19 protein-coding genes and 1 tRNA gene are annotated in these 16,843 nt (G+C 38.2%); 11 read left to right on the forward strand and 9 right to left on the reverse strand.

The genetic code is table 11. The features are described from left to right. From G6W43_RS08670 to G6W43_RS08680, 3 genes are all read left to right on the forward strand, one after another. Positions 1-1,004 (forward strand): glycosyltransferase family 4 protein (locus tag G6W43_RS08670; RefSeq protein ID WP_194169613.1); only part of this gene is annotated, 1,004 nt, incomplete at its 5' end. Beyond that, entirely contained in the window at positions 1,001-2,182 is a 1,182-nt protein-coding gene (locus G6W43_RS08675; protein WP_103597816.1) for a glycosyltransferase family 4 protein, read from the forward strand. The genes G6W43_RS08670 and G6W43_RS08675, both read left to right, overlap by 4 nt. Next, on the forward strand, positions 2,148-2,894 hold the full coding sequence (locus G6W43_RS08680; RefSeq protein WP_103598739.1) for a glycosyltransferase family 2 protein: 747 nt from the start codon (positions 2,148-2,150) through the stop codon (positions 2,892-2,894). Before G6W43_RS08675 ends, G6W43_RS08680 begins: the two co-directional genes overlap by 35 nt. A gap of 2 nt (positions 2,895-2,896) precedes the next feature. On the opposite strand, the gene G6W43_RS08685 is transcribed toward G6W43_RS08680, so the two are convergent. The 3 genes from G6W43_RS08685 to G6W43_RS08695 all read right to left on the reverse strand — a co-directional run bounded on the left by G6W43_RS08685 (position 2,897) and on the right by G6W43_RS08695 (position 4,553). After that, a complete protein-coding gene (locus tag G6W43_RS08685; RefSeq protein WP_181000677.1) occupies positions 2,897-3,082 on the reverse strand; it encodes a hypothetical protein in 186 nt (61 codons plus the stop codon). 332 nt (positions 3,083-3,414) lie between these two features. Next, positions 3,415-4,119: a cytochrome c3 family protein gene (locus tag G6W43_RS08690; RefSeq protein ID WP_107797464.1), complete on the reverse strand. Its 705-nt coding sequence runs from the start codon at positions 4,117-4,119 to the stop codon at positions 3,415-3,417. Next, on the reverse strand, positions 4,116-4,553 hold the full coding sequence (locus G6W43_RS08695; protein WP_103568684.1) for a cytochrome c3 family protein: 438 nt from the start codon (positions 4,551-4,553) through the stop codon (positions 4,116-4,118). The genes G6W43_RS08690 and G6W43_RS08695 overlap by 4 nt, the downstream gene beginning before the upstream one ends. A gap of 224 nt (positions 4,554-4,777) precedes the next feature. Between G6W43_RS08695 and G6W43_RS08700 the strand changes: the two genes are divergently transcribed. Further along, positions 4,778-4,853 (forward strand) — tRNA-Val (locus tag G6W43_RS08700). A gap of 245 nt (positions 4,854-5,098) precedes the next feature. Beyond that, positions 5,099-6,412, forward strand: coding sequence for an Ig-like domain-containing protein (locus tag G6W43_RS08705; RefSeq protein ID WP_107797465.1), 1,314 nt, complete (start codon positions 5,099-5,101; stop codon positions 6,410-6,412). Positions 6,413-6,457: 45 nt separating this feature from the next. On the opposite strand, the gene G6W43_RS08710 is transcribed toward G6W43_RS08705, so the two are convergent. The 4 genes from G6W43_RS08710 to G6W43_RS08725 all read right to left on the reverse strand — a co-directional run bounded on the left by G6W43_RS08710 (position 6,458) and on the right by G6W43_RS08725 (position 10,170). Next, a complete protein-coding gene (locus G6W43_RS08710) occupies positions 6,458-7,876 on the reverse strand; it encodes an alanine/glycine:cation symporter family protein (RefSeq protein ID WP_194169614.1) in 1,419 nt (472 codons plus the stop codon). An 88-nt stretch (positions 7,877-7,964) separates the two neighbouring features. Beyond that, positions 7,965-8,552, reverse strand: a complete 588-nt coding sequence (locus G6W43_RS08715; protein WP_194169615.1) for a hypothetical protein — start codon at positions 8,550-8,552, stop codon at positions 7,965-7,967. Beyond that, positions 8,522-9,688 carry a replication-associated recombination protein A gene (locus G6W43_RS08720; protein ID WP_242040001.1) on the reverse strand — a complete coding sequence of 389 codons (1,167 nt, stop codon included), beginning with the start codon at positions 9,686-9,688 and terminating at the stop codon, positions 8,522-8,524. The genes G6W43_RS08715 and G6W43_RS08720 overlap by 31 nt, the downstream gene beginning before the upstream one ends. 62 nt (positions 9,689-9,750) lie before the next feature. Continuing rightward, positions 9,751-10,170, reverse strand: a complete 420-nt coding sequence (locus G6W43_RS08725; protein WP_107965256.1) for a helix-turn-helix domain-containing protein — start codon at positions 10,168-10,170, stop codon at positions 9,751-9,753. A gap of 117 nt (positions 10,171-10,287) precedes the next feature. Here G6W43_RS08725 and G6W43_RS08730 point away from each other — a divergent pair, with 117 nt between their 5' ends. After that, entirely contained in the window at positions 10,288-10,446 is a 159-nt protein-coding gene (locus tag G6W43_RS08730) for a hypothetical protein (RefSeq protein WP_159070963.1), read from the forward strand. Next, entirely contained in the window at positions 10,443-10,796 is a 354-nt protein-coding gene (locus tag G6W43_RS08735; protein WP_107965257.1) for a hypothetical protein, read from the forward strand. Before G6W43_RS08730 ends, G6W43_RS08735 begins: the two co-directional genes overlap by 4 nt. Positions 10,797-11,160: 364 nt before the next feature. Here G6W43_RS08735 and G6W43_RS08740 read toward each other — a convergent pair whose 3' ends face one another. Next, entirely contained in the window at positions 11,161-11,679 is a 519-nt protein-coding gene (locus G6W43_RS08740; protein ID WP_194169617.1) for a pyridoxamine 5'-phosphate oxidase family protein, read from the reverse strand. Between the two features lie 79 nt (positions 11,680-11,758). Between G6W43_RS08740 and G6W43_RS08745 the strand changes: the two genes are divergently transcribed. Continuing rightward, the gene (locus G6W43_RS08745; protein ID WP_194169618.1) at positions 11,759-12,052 is read left to right on the forward strand and encodes a hypothetical protein; all 294 of its coding nucleotides are present in this window, start codon (positions 11,759-11,761) and stop codon (positions 12,050-12,052) included. 1 nt (position 12,053) lies between these two features. Here the strand turns inward: G6W43_RS08745 and ung are convergent, their stop codons facing one another. Beyond that, positions 12,054-12,746: a uracil-DNA glycosylase gene (ung, locus tag G6W43_RS08750; protein WP_194169619.1), complete on the reverse strand. Its 693-nt coding sequence runs from the start codon at positions 12,744-12,746 to the stop codon at positions 12,054-12,056. A 62-nt stretch (positions 12,747-12,808) separates the two neighbouring features. Between ung and G6W43_RS08755 the strand changes: the two genes are divergently transcribed. The 3 genes from G6W43_RS08755 to infC all read left to right on the forward strand — a co-directional run bounded on the left by G6W43_RS08755 (position 12,809) and on the right by infC (position 16,061). After that, a complete protein-coding gene (locus G6W43_RS08755; protein ID WP_194169620.1) occupies positions 12,809-13,384 on the forward strand; it encodes a YbaK/EbsC family protein in 576 nt (191 codons plus the stop codon). A gap of 341 nt (positions 13,385-13,725) precedes the next feature. After that, positions 13,726-15,546, forward strand: coding sequence for a threonine--tRNA ligase (thrS, locus tag G6W43_RS08760; RefSeq protein ID WP_103568693.1), 1,821 nt, complete (start codon positions 13,726-13,728; stop codon positions 15,544-15,546). Further along, on the forward strand, positions 15,543-16,061 hold the full coding sequence (gene infC / locus G6W43_RS08765) for a translation initiation factor IF-3 (RefSeq protein ID WP_103611270.1): 519 nt from the start codon (positions 15,543-15,545) through the stop codon (positions 16,059-16,061). The genes thrS and infC overlap by 4 nt, the downstream gene beginning before the upstream one ends. The last annotated feature ends 782 nt before the right edge of the window (positions 16,062-16,843 follow it).

Consider the following 16,843-nt stretch of genomic DNA (forward strand, 5'->3'; position numbering starts at 1 on the left):
CTCATATACCAGCTTTTTATAAGATAAATTTATATAACGAATTGGCAAAAAGATTAAAGATATTTGTGATATTTATCTCATCAGATACTTCGCAAAAGCGTTCAAATAACTTTTCTAGTGTAAATGATGCACTATTTGGTTACGAGGTCTTATATCAAGGAGATTTTCAAACAAGAAAAATTTTTAAAAATATATTGGCTATTAAAACTATACTGAGCAGAGTAAAATTTAAGAGAATTTTGGTCAGCGGATGGGACTTGCCAGAATTTTGGTATATAGCTTTTACGAGCAAGAAAATCAAAAATTGTCTAGCTCTTGAGTCAACTATCTTTGAAAGTAGTTATAAGGGACTAAAAGGCTTTATAAAAAAGATATTTTTGTCAAGGATTTCTACAGTTTTTGCCTCTGGTAGCTTGCATTGTGATTTGCTAAAAGCATTAAATTTTCAAGGAGAAGTAAAAGTCACAAATGGTGTCGGCATCATAAATAAACCAGAATTTATAAAAACTCAAAAGAAATTTAGTGGTAGATTTTTATATATTGGCAGGATTGTGGATATCAAAAATTTAAAATTTCTAGTAGAGATTTTTAATGCTATGCCAAATTTTACTCTCACTATTATTGGTGTTGGAGAGCAGCAGGAGTTTTTGCAGTCTATTTCAAATAAAAATATAATCTTAAGAGGAGCTGTGGAAAATAAATTTATAGGTGCCGAATTTGCCAAAAATGATGTTTTCATTTTACCTAGTTTGATCGAGCCTTGGGGGTTAGTAGTAGAGGAGGCATTGTATTTTGGACTACCAGTTTTGATAAGCGATCGTTGTGGCTCTTCTGAATTGATCAAAAACGGCATAAATGGCTTTATATTTGATCCTACTGACAAAGATAATCTTATAAAAATAATAAGAAATTTTGACGATACATTATTGCAAAATTTATGTAGCAATGCTGATAGCTATGACATTAATGCCAAAGATACACAGCAAATAAGCGCATACTTATGAAAATTCTAATAATCCACAATAAATATCAATCAAACAATATCGGTGGTGAGGATATTGTTTATAAAAATGAGCTAAACGCACTGCGCAAAAAACTAGGAGATGAAAATGTTTTTTTCTATGAAGTTTCAAATGACAATATAAATAAGTTTAAGCTTCTTTTTGAGATATGGTTTTCAAAAAAATATTACGAAGAGGTTAGAAAAATAATAAAAGAAAATGGCATTGAAATCGTTCATGTTCATAATTTTTTCCCGCTTCTTACGCCTGCTGTTTTTAAGGCCGCTAAAGATAGTAAAACAAAAGTGATCCATACTTTGCATAATTATAGATTGTGGTGTATATCTGGGATCTTATATAGAGATGGTTTTGGTATCTGTGAAATTTGTGCGCATAAAAAATTTTCTTTATCTGGCATTTTAAATAGATGTTATAGAAAATCACTTCTTCAAAGTTTTGTAGCACAGCTGGCTTTTTGGTTTTATAAGTTAATTAGAGCTTTTAAAAATATCGACTATTTTTTTGTCTTAACAAATTTTCAAAAAGATAAGGTTAAAAGTCTTGGAGTGAGTGAAAGCAAGATCATTTTAAAGCCAAATAGCTTACAAATGAGATTTGACATAGAGATACAAAAACATAACTATGTATATGTGGGGCGGCTAGAGGAGTCAAAGGGGATTTTAGGGCTTTTAGAAATTTGGGATCAGCTAGACGAAAAGTATATTTTAACCATTGTTGGTGGCGGAGATATTGAAGCACAACTTAGACAAAGATATACAAAGTCAAACATAATATTTAAAGGTAAGTGTCCAAGAGAAGAAACCATGACTATTATCTCACATTCAAAGTATTTGTTGCAACCATCGCTATTATATGAAACATTTGGATTGACTATCGTAGAAGCCATGAGCGTAGGAGTGCCAGTCATAGGATATGACATAGGAACAAGGGGTGATTTTATAAAAGATGGTGTAAATGGATTTTTAAGTGGCCCTGATGAGCTAAAAAATGTGATAGAAAGATCGTACTATTTTGAGAATTATGATAAGCTATCAAAGGCTGCAAAAGAGAGCGCAAAACAATACAAAAATGAGTATGTTATTGAAAAGCAGATTGAAATTTATAAAAATATTTTGGAGAATAAATTTGAAAATATCAATCATAACAGTTGTGTGGAATAATGCAAAAACGATAAAAGATGCCATAAATTCTGTTTTAAATCAGAGCTATAAAGATATAGAGTATATTATCATAGATGGAGCTAGCACAGATGGTACTATAGAGATAGTGCAAAGCTACGGAGATAATATCAAATTTATCAGTGAAAAGGATAATGGTCTATATGATGCTATGAATAAGGGCATTAGAATGGCTACTGGGGATATTGTGGGTATATTAAATAGTGATGATTTTTACGCAAGTGATAAAATTTTGCAGATAGTGGCTGATGAGTTTTTAAAGGGCAATATCGATAGTGTATATGCAAATCTTGAATACATAGATGCAAACGATCCAAAAAGAGTTATAAGATACTGGAGGTCAAAAAAGTACCAAGAAGGTCTTTTTAGATCTGGCTGGCACCCAGCACACCCTACCTTTTTTGTCAAAAAAGAAATTTACGAAAAGTATGGAGTTTTTGATCTTAGTTTTAAAATTGCCGCTGATTATGAGCTTATGTTAAGATTTTTTGAAAAATACAAGATCACAAGTAGCTATGTCGATGAAGTTTTTGTAAAAATGAGAATAGGTGGCGAGAGCAACAAGAGCATTAAAAATATCATAAAAGCAAATATGGAGTCATATATGGCATGGAAAGCTAATGGTCTTTACATAAACCCATTAAGGTTTCTACTAAAGCCTTTTTCAAAGATAATTCAATTTATAAAAAAATAAATTTATATGTAAACCCCTAACCTCACCTTATATCTAGTGCCTCGCACAGTTTTTAGGCAAATAGTTGGTATCTTAGCTCTTATCTCTCGCACGAGCGATCTTATGCGGTCTTGTGACAAGGTTTTGTTTTTATATAGGTGATGATCTATCTCATCAAAGGTGACGACATGGGGCGAGTTTTTTGTCAAAGATTTAGCTTAAATTTAGAGCCTAAAAGCACCTTATAAAGCCTAAAAACGTGAAACAAAAACTCTTCAGGGCAAAATGGCTTATAGTAAATTTCTTAAAAACGCTAGGGACGCTAACGCCCTGCAAAAGCATAATGGGAGTGATGTTTTGGTTATCTCTTATAAATTTAGCCAGATCAAGGTTTAAATTTCTTTATCCATTGCTGCGTTCAAAGTCCTTAATGACCGAGCATGCGCTTTTGAGCTGGATCATCCTAAACCCAAAGCGGTAAAGCGATGCATTTAGGATGATATTTTGCCAAAAGTCGATTAAGAGCAGCAAAGCTTCTTCATCAGCCAGCCATGCCACCGCCGACTGGTTTTTTGGCGTCTTTTTCAGCCTTTTGTTTTATAAATTCCTCTTCATCTTTTGTAGGTTTATACTCATCTTTGAAGAATTTTTGCTTAGTTTCGATCCTCTTTTCGATCATCTTTTTATCGTAAATTTTATACGATGGCTTCCAGTATTCAAGATAGTTTCTAAAACCAGCGCCGTGACCTGCGTCGTAGTGGCAGCTTACACATTTTAGCTCTTTATCGCTGCCAAGAAGCTTTTTGTAGTGAGCGTGCATCTTTTGAGCCTGCGCTGAAGTGTTGTTGCTATCTATCACGTTTGTGTGGCAGCTTGTGCAGCCGTTGTCAAAGACAAAATGCTCGCGATTTTTGAGGTTTTTGTACCAGTCGATTGCGTTAGGATCGCCAAAGAAATGCACCCAGCCCTCTAAAATGCCATTTTTCGCCTTTGTTAGGGTGTATTTTGCGATGTTGTCATGTGGTATGTGACAATCCACGCATCTTGCTTTGATGCCAGTTTTGCCCTTGCCGCTGTGGATGTCGTCATTGTAGGCGATGACCATAGGATCCATCTCGTGGCAAACTACGCAGAATTTATCCCCACTCGTCTCATCAAGTGCGTAATGAACTGGCAGAACGACTAAAAATCCAACAATTCCGCTTATGAAGATTATAAGCGCTAGTAATTTTTTTGAAATTTTCATGGTGTTACTCCGTTCATCCATTGTGGCACCTCGTGTTCATGACACTCAGAGCACATGTTTGTAGATGGTTTGTGTTCGTTGTGGCACTCGTCGCAGTACAAAGTCGGACCATCGTGAACAGAGTTGTGAGGATTTGCCTTTAGAGTATCCATAAATTTTAGTCTTTGGGCTAAGAGTTTTTTACTCTTGTGGCAAGATAGACAGCCAGCGTCGCCGATCGCTTTAAATTTGCTAGGATCATCGCCCTGGTTTTGGTGACAATCAACGCAGTCAAAGCTTAGGTGTTCGTGATGAGGTTTGATCTTATACTTGGCTCTTAGCTCATCAGAGACTGCTACTTTTGTGACGTTTAGATCGCCCTTTGGCATATCGGCGCCAAAGAGATGAAGCGAAAATAAACAGGCAAAAATAGCGATGAATTTAAGCTTATTCATACCCTTTTCCTTTCTTTTAAGATTTTATAAAGATCAAATTTCAATGGAAAACTAATATTTTTACTTAAACTTATTTTTATAAAATTATAGTCCTTGCTTGATTAAATCTGCATTAATAATATTTTAGGGTGCTAAAATATAGACCAGTTTTATGAAGTTGAATTTAAAAGAAAATGGCAATTAAGCTAAATAAAATGGAAAATGAAATATAATCCCAAATCTTTGGTCCCGTAGCTCAGTTGGTAGAGCACTACCTTGACATGGTAGTGGTCGATGGTTCGAGTCCATTCGGGGCCACCATTTTTATATCAAATTCTCCAAAACACAAAAACCCAAAAAATAAAATTTAAAAATATTTTTGTAACTCTGTCATTTTTAAATTTTAAACTAAATCCCTAAAATACAGCAAATTTTTACTAAATTTAACTCAAAAATTTACAACTTCACATTTCTAAAATGTCACAACTGTACCAAAGTACAATAGCTATAAAATAAATTTTTTACTTATAATTGCTGACATAAAAATATAAAAAAGGGGAAAAACTATGAGTAAAGTTAAAGGACTAATAAAATCAATAATCGGCACGGATGCCATCGTCGCAGTTGATGCTAATGGAAATCAAAGAACTCTAAAAGCAGGCGACGTGATCTATGACAACGAGGTCATAAAAGAGCAAGACGGCGTAAAGGTCGAGGTGCAAGCTGCACAAACACAAAATGAAAATGCTAGTGATGAGACTGGCAAAGAGATAGCATCGCTACAAGAGCAATTATTAAATGGTAAAAATATCTCTGATCTTGAAGAGACTGCAGCTGGAGGCACTCAATCAGCAGGCGGAGTAAGCTCGAATGGCGTGAGCCTTGGCGCTGCTGGCTTTGCAAATGGCGGTCATGAGTCAAACGTAAGTGCAAATTTTGGCGATCTAAGCTCTCAAGCAAACGCTAGCGCAGAGGCTTTTACAAATGTAAGCGGTGGCGCAAGTGAGGAGGGCTTTAGTCTTGATACGCTTGCGGCTGCGATAGATAATGTATATAACAATATATTCTCGCAGCCACTAGAAGTATCTGTCACAGCAGTTGATGATAACGTAGTGACTGGAAATACAGATCAGGCAGTAAGCAGCAACCTTGACATCGAGGGCAATATCTTAGAACATGAAAATTCACAAAGAACAGGTCTGCATATCACAAATGATAATACTCCAACTTTAGTAGGTAAGGCTACTTCAAACGCTACTATAAGCATATTTGATGGTGAAGGTGAAAATGCACCACTGCTTGGCACGACAACTGCTGATAATGATGGCAACTGGTCGTACACACCAACTTCACCTTTAGCTGATGGAGACCATAAATTTACGATTGAAGCTAGCAAAGTAGCCGCAAACGGCGAAGCGCTAAAAGCCACAAGCACGCAAGAGATAACTGTTGATACAGACAATAGCACCTTGTCTATCACAAAAATATCTACTGATGATTTTTCTGACCTGTCACACTATAACACAATGTATGATAGCAATAAACAATATGACTTCTCACCGACTATCGAGGGCAAAGCAGAGCCATTTGCTGATATAAATTTAGTCATCACAAAAGCTGAGGTTATTTATAATGATGCCTTTGGTCACTCTTGGGTAGAGAAAGGCAACGAAGCTCATGTGGTTGAGAAACTAAGCGCCAAGGCAGATGCTGATGGCAACTGGAAAGTTGAAAGTAGCGTTTTAAATAATAGAGATTTTGAATACACAGTCCAAGCTTCATCAGTAGATGAGGCTGGCAATAAATATGCTGAGCCTCAAGCAACGACATTTTATATGCCACTTGAGCCTATAACTGTCGCTCCAACTGACCACCTATAATAATAAATTTAATGTGGAGAGGCCTCTCTCCACTCACTCTTAAATTTACTTCAAATACTCTTTTACGTCGTACTCTTTGCCAGCGTCGTGATCTTTTAAAAGTTTAGCTACGACCGGGCTTAGAAGGATAATGGCGATCAAATTTGGCACAACCATAAGGCCGTTAAACATATCTGCTAAACTCCAGACAAAATCAACCTTTTGCAAGCTGCCTAAAAAGACAAAAACAACAACTAAAATTTTAAAAATTTTAACCGCCTTTGCGCCAAAAAGGTAGCGCACGTTGATCTCGGCGAAGTAGTACCAGCCAATGATCGTCGTAAATGCAAAGAAAAATAGGCAGATCGCCACGAAGCTATAACCGCCAGTTTTGCCAAAAATATGCGACGAGAACGCCTCTTGCACCAAGGTGATGCCAGTAAAGACTGCCTTGCCGTTTTCAAAGCTGATGACGTTTGCGGTTAGCACCACAAAAACGGTTATATTTAGGATGACAAAGGTGTCTATAAAGACGCTCATTATGCCAAGGACAGCTTGATCGACTGGGTGTTTGACGTTTGCAGCAGCGTGTGCGTGTGGAGTTGAGCCCATGCCAGCTTCGTTGCTAAAAAGTCCTCTTGCGATGCCGTATCTCATGGCAGCTGCGATGCTAGCTCCAGTTGCCCCGCCCCAAGCAGCCGAAGGATCAAACGCAGCTTTAAATATTAGTGAGATCGCCTCTGGGATTTGGTGAAAATTTAAAGCGATGATAGCTACGCCAACGACGATGTAAAGTAGCGCCATTAGTGGCACGATCTTTTCAGCGACCCTTGCGATCGCCTTTACGCCACCTATGAAAATTAACGCGCAAATGAGAGCCAAAAATGCCCCTGTTAGCCACTGCGGTATGCCAAAAGCGCCGCTAAAGCCATCAGAAATGGAGTTTGCCTGAACCATGTTGCCGATAAAGCCAAGTGCGATGATGATAGTGATAGCGAAAAATCCAGCTAGAAATTTCGCCCATTTGCCCTTTAAACCGCGGCTTATGTAAAAGGCTGGACCGCCTATCGTGTGGCCGCTATCATCTTTGGTGCGGTAAATTTGAGCGAGGCAAATTTCAGCAAAATTTGTAGCCATGCCCAAAAAGGCTGCGCACCACATCCAAAAAATAGCCCCAGGGCCACCCATGATAAGAGCTGTCGTCGCACCCACGAGGTTACCAGTACCAACTTGCGCTGCGATAGCGGTTGCTACTGCTTGAAACGAGCTCATACCAGCCTTACCAGCAGCCTCGCCGTGAAGTGAGAAATTTCCAAAAAGTTCACTTAAACCCATTTTAAATTTAAAAATCTGAACAAAGCCAAGTCTAATGGTGAAAAATAGTCCAGTGCCGCAAAGTAGGGCGATAAGGAAGTATGGACCCCAAAGAAATGAATTTATACTTTCAACGCAGTTATTTAAAATTTCAGCAAAATTTGTAGGCATTTTTTAACTTTCGTGATTGATTTGGATTTGAGAAGTATATTTGAATAAATATAAAATTTAAATTAATAGCTAAAAAATCATACCCAAACTAAATTTTTACAAAAGCGCCCTGCAAAACCATGTGTGAATAGTAATAAAAGCTGTAAAATAGCCTATCGTCATAGCTTAGCTCATCTTGATCTACGATATCAAGATACTCTGGCTCTAGCATTTGCTCCATCTTTGCAAGCGGCTTTGCATGATCCATCTGTTCTATTTTTTCGCAAATTTCAAGCATAAATTTAAAAAACTCTTCAAGCTTACGCGAGATAAATTTAGCTGCTTCGCCTTTTTCGCCTAGCGCACTTTTATAAATTCGCACCAAAAAAACGAGCGCAAATGGCGTTGCGTGCCAAAATGTCTCTTGATATTCACACTCACCAAAGATATCATCAAGCAGCTCGCTAAGCTCTTTTTCATCAAATTTAGCCTTTTTTACAGCCTTTGTAAGTGTGTTTAAAATTTGTGCAAAAATCTCCGCCGTGCCGTAACTACAGCTTAGTCTATCCCATGGCACCTCTTTTATCTTTAAATTTGCGATATATGTTAAGTTTTGCTCGTTCATGCGCGTACCTTTTAAAATTTCAAAAGAGTAAAAGCCTAAATTTAGCCCTTTGACCTTATCTTTTCTAGCCACTCATTTAGCGTTTTTTCAAAGCCTATGCCCTTGCTTTTGTAAAAAACGAGCGGTTTTTCTAGGTATTTTTGCTCGACCCAGCCGCCAAAATCATGCGGATAAAGGTAGTCTTTGCTCTCTTTTGTGTGATTTTTTAGATATGGCGGGATCTTTAAAATTTCCTCCGTCTGCACGTATCTTAGTGCGGCATTTATCGCATTGTAGCTGGAGTTTGACTTTGGCGAGCTGGCTAGATAGACGGCGCACTGAGCCAGTATGATCCTAGCCTCTGGAAAGCCTATCTCTTTTACGACGCCAAGCGTGCTTGCGGCCAAATTTAGCGCATTTGGGTTTGCGTTGCCGATGTCTTCGCTGGCAAATATCGCCATCCTTCTAGCGATGAAGTCCGCACTCTCGCCAGAGTCTATGAGCCTTGCGAGATAGTATATGACGGCGTTTTCGTCGCTTCCGCGCAGGCTTTTTATAAAAGCGCTTGCTAGCTCGTAGTGCGTGTCATCCTCTTTTGCCCCCTCTTTTAGGGCGTTTTGGCGAAGTGTTTTTAAATTTTCTAGGCTCACATTTTCATCAAGCGTGATGGCAAATTCTAGTAAATTTAGCATAGCTCTTGCGTCGCCACCGCTACTTTTAAAAAGATACTCCTTCGCCTCCTCGTCAATACTAAATGAAATTTGCTCTCTTATCTTGCCAAGAAGCTCCTCAAAATCGCCACTGCTAAGCGGTCTAAACTCAAAGAGCATCGAGCGGCTTCTGATGCCTGAGCTTAGCGTGAAAAAGGGATTTTCGGTGCTAGCGCCGATGACTAGGGCTTTGTAGTTTTCCATGGGGATGAGTAGCGCTTCTTGCTGGGTTTTGCTAAGCCTGTGGATCTCGTCTATAAAAAAGAGTGGCTTGTTTAGGGCGTTTTCGTAGTTTTTTAAAATTTTGCGAAAGTCATCTATCTTTAAATTTCCGCCGTCAAACTCGTAAAAGTCGTAGTTTGCCCCACTCGCCACAGCCCTTGCAAAGCTCGTCTTGCCACAGCCTGCTGGACCATAAAATATGGAGTGCGGGATCTTGCCGGTAGCTATAAATTTTAAAAAGGACGCTTTAACCGCCTTTTGTCCGCAAATTTCATCCAAGTTTTTTGGTCTAAACATCAGTGCAAGTGAGCTCAAATTTATTCCTTTGAATTTCAAAGTATTATAGTTAAATTTTGGTGTTACTTAGCAATTTGCTTTAAGATTAGGTTTAATTTCTCGACATTTTGTCTATTTTGATTGAGAGAACTTTTAAGAATTTCAAGGCTCTTGGGTGATAGATATTCTAAAAGTTCTATAATGTCTTTATACTTGCAACTTAATTCATTGTCGTTATAGAGGCGTTTTAAAATTTTATCGTTTTGGTTTTTATCATTACAAAAGAATTCTTGCTCAAATACGCCAAGTGCATCAGCAATAAAAGGAAGCATATCGGCTTTTATTTCTATATTACCATTTAGATAGGCATATATGCTTGATTCTGTAGGTATCTCGCCGGTCCTTGAAGCTTTCATATCAAGATTTATCAGACGCTTTGCCAGCTCTCTTTTGCTAATATTTTTCTCTTTTAGTATCTCGTTTATTCTTTGTGCAACTTTCATAAAATTCTCTATTTTTAAAATTCTTATGATTATATGTAGATAAATTATTGATAAAGAGTAATTTAAGTATTGATAAACTATAATTTAAAATATCTTAGTATAAAAGGAGTTGAGTTTGTGAAAAGGTACAGAATAATGTATAGGAAGTGTGGTTTAGTTTCAAGAACTACGACTGTGGTTTCAGCTAACAATGCCGACGAGGCAAAAGATAAAATAAAATATCAATTTGGAAAAGATGTTGATATTGAAATAATTTCTTGTGAGGAAATAAAATGAAAAAAGTTATACTTGCGCTATTTTTATTATTAATAAGCTATCAGGTTAATGCCAATGAAATTCCCGTTAAAATGTCGTATTACACGGAAATAGATCGTTTATTTAAAGTACCATACGCAGTTATCGAAATAACCTCCTTATCAAATGATTTAGTTATCGAAGATATAAAATTAAATAGAGGTAATTGTTCTATTAACGCTGGTGTAGACCCATTTACTGGAAAAAGAGAAAAACTTTTTCCAATGAAATTGCAATATGGCAATAGCAAAAAACGTGCTACTACTTGTAATAAAATTTTGGAAGCAGAAGTTATAACAAAAGAAGGTAGTTGGACGCTTACTTGGGACTAGCGACTAGGGAAACTATAATTACATAAATTTAATAAAATATTAGAGGTTATTAATAATCTCTAATATTTTTAAGCAACCATAAAAATTTATTTCTTTTGCTTGTCCTTATTTAAGGAGTATTTTAAATTAGTATACAAGTTTGTCAAAAACAAAGGCACCCTGCAAATGACACAATTTTGCTTAAAAAAGATATAAAGCTTTGATTTGCTAAGCTTTTTAAAGATACACAAGATAAATCAACTAAATGAAGTAGGTTATCACAGACTACATATAAATGATTTTCGTCTCTCTCTTTTTTATAAGGGTGGGGAGGGTTAATTTATTCTTGTTTTAAAAATTTAGTTCTTACCAGATAAAAATAACATCAACTGTGAATAATTTTAGCCTTTGCGCTAAGGCTATCTATCTTTAGCTCGTAAATTTTCATATTTTTTAGCCCATACTCGGCCGCCACGTCAAAGGTGCTCATCGCGTAGGCTGTATATTTTTGGCTGAGAATTTTTAAAATTTCATATCTTTTGGCATCATCTGTCACTTCGTAGGCTCTCGTTTTTGCGATGGCGCTTTTGTATTCAGTCGTAAAGACCTTACCGCCAAGCGCCTTGCCGTCGTCTTTTATCATTTCTAGCTCGCTATCATTTAGGTGTGGGACTTTATTAAAGCTTACGCAGACAAACTCCACTTTTCGCCCATTTTGAAGCAGTTTTGCCTTGCTGCCAGCGCTCGCTCCGTGGATAAAAATGCTCCCATCAACTCTAACTGGCGAGATCGGCACGCTAAAAATTTCTCCCTCATCATCTACGCATGAGATCACGGCGTATTCGCAGTTATCGATGATCTCAAGCGCCTCATTGCGACTAAGCTCTCTATCTTTTCGTCTCATTTTTCATCCTTTTTTTGCAAAATATTTTAAAATTTAAGTGCTTAAAGGCTAGTATAACGCAAAAATTTCAAGGAAAAATATGAAAAAATTTGCCATTTTTGCCCTTTTTCTGGGCGTAAATTTATTTGGTGCAAGCGAGGTTTGCAAGGAGTATGTTAAACAAAGCAGGCTCTATCTTGACGAGCTTTATGCCAAAGAGAGCAAGAAGCTTGCGGGTGATGAGAAGGCGCTAAGGCTTTTTGAGCTTAAATTTGATGAGTTTAAGCAAAGACAAAGCGGCCAAGAGGCGATGATAATGCAAAATAACGATGAGAAATTTTGCAAAAGCGAGCTTGAAAAGGTAAATAAGCTTCTTGGTGAGCTTAAAAAATAGCTCAAATTTGAGCGTTTAAGTCCCACTCGATGGGCGTTTTGCCGTGGTTTGCTAGGTAGATATTTGCCTTTGAAAAGTGCCTGCAGCCAAAAAATGCCCCGCGCGCTAGCGGACTTGGGTGAGCTGCTTCTAAGATGAGGTGCTTGCCGGCGTCTATTAGCGGCGCTTTTGCCTTGGCTGGGTTGCCCCAGAGCATAAAAACTATGTTTTGCAAATTTTGGCTAATCTTTCTTATGACGGCGTCTGTAAAGCCCTGCCAGCCGAAGCTAGCGTGAGAATTTGCAGCTCCAGCACTAACGCTAAGGGTCGAGTTTAAAAGCAACACGCCTTGCTTTGCCCACTTTGTAAGATCGCCGCTATTTGGCTCTTTTATGCCAAGATCGGCGTAAATTTCTTTATAAATATTTACAAGGCTTGGCGGCACTCTCACGCCACTAGGCACTGAAAAGCTTAGTCCCATGGCTTGATTTGCGCCGTGATATGGGTCTTGGCCTAGGATGACGACCTTTACGGCGTGAAACGGCGTTAGATTAAATGCGTTAAATATAAGCCTGCTTGGTGGATAGACGACGCCAGCGCTCTTTGCTTTTAAGAAATTCTCTTTGATGCGTGCGAAATTTTCGCTCAAAAACTCATCTTTTAGCACCTCTTTCCAGCTTGGCTCGATCTTTATGTCATCTAAATTTATCTGCATTTTCCTGCCCTTTTTTGTTTTAGCGGTATAATTTTAACTAAATTTATCCAAAGGAAAGAGCTGTGTCAGAGCAAATTTTTAATAAAATCCACGATCTTCTTAGCAAAAATGGGGCTAAATTTAGAGTGATAGAGCATGAGAGTGCTAGGACTTCAGAGGAGGTCGCTAAGATAAGGGGCACTAAAATGAGTCAGGGTGCAAAGGCGCTAGTGTGCTCTATAAAGGGCGTTGATGAAGCTAAATTTAGAGAAATTTTTAAAGATGAAAATGTGCTAGATGGCTACTTGCTAGATGATGAAAAGCCAGCGATGAAGGCTGGTAAAATTTACTTGCTAGCGGTCTTGCCAGCGGATGAGCAGGCTGATCTTGACGCACTTACGCAAAAATTTGACGGCAAAAGAGCAAGCCTTGCTAGCCCAGATGAGGTCACAGCGCTTGCTGATTGCGTATTTGGCTCGGTTCCGCCATTTAGCTTTCATAAAAATTTGCACCTTGTTGTGGATGAGAGTTTGCTAGAGCGAAACGAGGAGATCGCCTTTAATGCAGGACTTCTTGATAGATCAGTCGTTTTAAACGCAAAAGACTACGCCAGAATAGTAAAACCTGTGTTTGTTAAATTCGCAAAAGAAAAGTGCTAGGCTAACCACTTCCTAGCACTAAATTTGTCGGGAGAAAAATGAATTTAAGTAATGCAAAGACGAGAAATTGCTAAATTCATTTCAGGAGCAAATATTATCAGGGATAATCTTAAAGTATAATAAAGTATATTGATAAAATATGCATATTTTAGGGATTTTTACATTTATATATAAAAATATATATTTTAAAAGTCAAAAATTTTGGCTCAAATTTTACTAAATTTAAAAAGAATTTATAAAAATTTGCTTAGCAATTATTAAGTTTAGCTTAAAGCCCATTTCGATAAAATCCTTAATCGTTCTTTTATCGTAAAAAAGACAATTTGATATAAGGAAAAACAATGAGCGATATCATCGCATACAAACTAAATGGCGAAATAGTCGATACTCAAAGTATCGCAGGGCGTGAGAGTAGTGCTGAGCCTATCTATTTTGACAACTCAAAAGAGGCACTACACGTTATCAGACACTCCTGTGCACACCTCATGGCACAAGCTATCAAATCACTCTATCCAAAGGCGAAATTCTTTGTCGGACCAAACGTAGAAGATGGATTTTATTATGATTTTAGAGTTGATGATGAGGGCACGAAGCTAGGCGAGAGCGATCTAGCAGCGATCGAAGATAAGATGAAAGAGCTTGCTGAGAAGAAATTTGACATCGTTAAAACCTGCTCAACTAAAGCTAATATGAGTGAGAAATTTAAAAACGACGACCTAAAACAAGAGGTCTTAAAAAGAATTCCAGATGGCGAAGTGAGCAGCTACGCACAAGGCGATTTTGAAGACCTTTGCCGCGGACCACATGTGCCAAATACTAAATTTTTAAAATTTTTCAAGCTTACACGCGTGGCTGGCGCGTATCTTGGCGGCGATGAGAGCCGTGAGATGCTAACTAGAATTTACGGCACAGCTTACGCAGACAAAGAGAGCCTAAAAGAGCACATCCGCATCATCGAAGAGGCTAAAAAGCGCGATCATAGAAAGCTTGGCGTCGAGATGAAGCTATTTACATTTGATGAAGAAGTGGGTGGTGGTTTGCCTATCTGGCTACCAAATGGCGGACGCTTAAGATCAAAACTAGAGCAGCTCTTATACAAAGCTCACCGCGACCGCGGCTATGAGCCAGTGCGAGGTCCTGAGCTTTTAAAGGCTGATGTGTGGAGAAGAAGCGGCCACTACGCAAACTACAAAGAAAATATGTACTTTACAACGATCGATGAGACAGAGTATGGCATCAAGCCGATGAACTGCGTTGGTCACATCAAAGTCTATCAAAGTGACATCCGCTCTTACCGCGACTTGCCGCTTAAATTTTTCGAGTACGGCGTCGTGCACCGTCATGAGAAAAGCGGCGTGCTTCACGGACTTTTCAGGGTTCGCGAATTTGCACAAGATGACTCACATATCTTTTGTATGCCAAGCCAGATCAAAGAAAATATCTTAGAAATTTTAAAATTTGCTGGCACGATAATGGAAAATTTTGGCTTTCACTATGAGATGGAGATATCAACCAAGCCAGCCAAAGCGATCGGCGGCGATGAAATTTGGGATACAGCTACAAAAGCGCTAAAAGAAGCTCTTGATGAAAATGGCTTTAAATACGGTATCGACGAGGGTGGCGGCGCATTTTATGGACCAAAGATCGACATCAAGATCACCGACGCGCTTAAGAGAAAGTGGCAGTGCGGCACGATACAAGTCGATTTTAACTTGCCAGAGCGCTTTGATCTAGGCTACATCGACGCAAATAACGAAAGACAGCGCCCTGTAATGCTTCACAGAGCACTGCTTGGCAGTTTTGAGAGATTTATAGGAATTTTACTTGAGCACACTGCTGGCGAGCTACCATTTTTCATAGCTCCTACGCAGGTTGTCATCGTGCCTATTAGCGACGCGCATTTAGACTACGCAAAAGAAATTTCACGCGAGCTAAGAAAGATCAACGTCGATAGCGAGATCGCAAGTAAAAATGAGAGTTTAAATAAGAGAATAAGAACGGCAGAAAAACAAAGGGTGCCTATGATAGTCGTGCTAGGAGACAACGAAGTAGCGAACAAAAGCGTTGCGTTGCGCGACAGACAGGCTAGGACGCAGAGCGATATGAGCTTGGCGGAATTTATAAATTTAACGAAGGAGAAACTTAGTGAGGTACATTTTTGAGTAAGGAAAATGAAGTATTGCTCAATGAGGACATAAGGGCGAGAGAGGTAAGATGTGTAGGGGATGATGGCACGGCATACGGTGTCATCTCAAGAGATGAGGCTTTAGATATCTCAAACAAGCTTGGGCTTGATCTAGTGCTTATAGCGCCAGATGCGAAGCCGCCAGTTTGCAAGATAATGGACTATGGTAAATTCCGCTATCAGCAAGAGAAAAAGCAAAAAGAGGCCAAGAAAAAGCAAAAAACCATCGAGATAAAAGAGATAAAACTCTCTGTCAAGATCGCCCAAAACGATATAAACTACAAGGTTAAACACGCAAGCGAGTTTTTGCAAGATGGCAAACACGTTAAATTTCGTGTATTTTTAAAGGGTCGCGAGATGAGCACCCCAGAGGCTGGCGTAGCCATGCTTGAGAAGGTCTGGGAGATGATCAAAGATGAGGCCGACCGCGACAAAGAGCCTATAATAGAAGGTCGTTATGTAAATATGCTTGTAACTCCAAAAAAGGGTTAAATTTTCACAAAGAGCAGGCTAAGGCTTGCTCTTTTACTAAATTTTTAATACAAAAACTCATAAATAACTATTTCTCAAAAATTCTATCATTTTTATATCTGCTAAATTTACGCTGGGGGTGTTTGCTGTTGATGTGGCTTGTGGTTAAATTTTGTAGGATGAATTTAGACGCGGCTTAAATTTAGTAAATTTTGATTTTTGCTTGCTGGGATTTAATACTTTGACATCACTTGTATAGACGTTGTGCTGAAAATAATCTAGACAAATTGACTTTCTTGCGAGTTTGTAAATTTAAGTGTTTGCGTGGGTGTTTTAAACCAAATTTTGTCTAATTGCAGGCTAAATTTGGTAAGAAACTTGATTATTTGTAGCTTAAATTTAGCAAATTTTAATCATTTGCTATCGCTCGCGTGGGGTTGCTTTGCTGAAACTTAACTAGAAAAATGCCACGTGCTAGGGCAAAATTATGATGCGAGTGCGGGTGTTTTAAGCTAATTTTCGCCTAATATCTAGCTAAATTTGACAAGAGAAATATTGTTTTAATAATACTTTTTATGTTGTGACTAAATTTGATGAGAATTTGCTTATTTGTGGGTTAAATGCAGTAAATTTCAATTTTCGCTTACCAAAATTTATCCCACCTTTTTCTGCCAACCCTTACACGAGTGATTTGTTGAAATTTGACTGGATAAAGCCGTCTAGTAAAGTAAATTTGATAACCCTCTGTGAGTTTATAAATTTATGGTGCGTGTGCGAGTTTTTAGGCTAAATTTAGTAAGGAA

It is taken from the genome of Campylobacter concisus (assembly GCF_015229965.1).
GTDB classification, from domain to species: domain Bacteria; phylum Campylobacterota; class Campylobacteria; order Campylobacterales; family Campylobacteraceae; genus Campylobacter_A; species Campylobacter_A concisus_BD.